This window comes from Streptomyces kronopolitis (assembly GCF_014646275.1).
Lineage (GTDB): Bacteria > Actinomycetota > Actinomycetes > Streptomycetales > Streptomycetaceae > Streptomyces > Streptomyces kronopolitis.
In genome coordinates this window covers 1-1050 of sequence record NZ_BMND01000094.1, presented here as the reverse complement: position 1 = coordinate 1050, position 1050 = coordinate 1, and the positions used below count along the sequence as shown (strand labels likewise).

Sequence of the window (1050 nt, the reverse complement as noted above, 5' to 3'; positions counted from 1 at the left end):
TTTAGGCGAAGGCCAGTTCGCGGAAGGTGTTGCGGATGTCCGTCAGGGGCTGGCGGTCGCGGGTGTAGTAGAGCTTGTTGGTCAGCAGGATCGCCCAGCGGTCGGTGGCGGGTGAGATCCACATGCCGGTGCCGGTGAACCCGTAGTGCACCCAGGTGTCCTGGCCGTCGTTCGTTTCGGGTGCGGGGTGCCAGAACAGGCCGCGTGCGGGCTCCAGGCCGTTGGTCTGCACGGTCAGGGAATGGGAGGTCCACCTGGGCCCGAAGCCGGCCGCCGCTGGGGCTGTGGCCGGGTCCAGCATGTACCGCAGGAAGGCGGTGAGGTCGTCGAGGACGGTGAAGGCGCCGGCGATGCCGCATACGCCGCCCAGCAGGCGGGCGGAGAAGTCGTGGGCTGTGCCCTTGAGGTGGGTGCCGCTCTCCTGGTCGAGTTCGGTGGGCGCACAGCGGACGGCGATCGGGGCGGGCAGCGGGCCGAAGCAGGTCGATTCCATGCCGAGCGGCTGCCAGGTCCGGGCGGCGGCGACTTGGTCCAGGCGCTGGCCGGAGAGGTGTTCGGTGAGGTAGCCGAGGATGAGGGCGGCCCGGTCGGTGTACTCGACGGCCTCGCCGGGCGGCCGGTGCAGTTCCTCGTGCAGGACCCCGCGGCGGATGGCCTGCGGGTCGGTGCCGTAGAGGTTCTTCAGCTGGGCCCGCAGGGGAACTCCCGCAGTGTGGGTCAGCAGCTGCCGGGCGGTGACCTGCCCGAGCGGGCGGCCTTCCACTTCGCGCCAAAAGGTGCCCAGTGGCTGGTCGAGGTCGAGGACGCCGTCCTCCCAGAGGGCTCCGATGGAAGACCAGACCGCGAGGATCTTGGTGAGGCTCGCGGCGTCGAAGACGGTGTCGGGCTGCATCCGGTCCTCGGGCTCGTCCGGGTCCAGGACCCCGGTGGCGCCGCTGGCTCGGATGCCGCCGCTGTCGCCGACGGCCCAGACGGCGCCGGGGTAGACCTTGTCGCGGACGCCTTCGTCCAGGAGTGCTTCGATGCGGTTGATCATGGGCTCCCTGTTCG

At 70.5% G+C, this 1050-nt stretch carries 1 protein-coding gene; it reads right to left on the bottom strand.

All coding sequences use genetic code 11. The features are described from left to right. Nucleotide 1: 1 nt before the first annotated feature. Complete coding sequence (locus IEY78_RS33750; RefSeq protein ID WP_189104813.1) at nucleotides 2–1036, bottom strand: serine hydrolase domain-containing protein; 1035 nt, start codon at nucleotides 1034–1036, stop codon at nucleotides 2–4. Nucleotides 1037–1050 lie beyond the last annotated feature (14 nt).

Coding starts and splice junctions, on each gene's coding strand:
- IEY78_RS33750 (WP_189104813.1), bottom strand. CDS start 1,036: ATGATCAACCGCATCGAAGCACTCCTGGACGAAGGCGTCCGCGACAAG.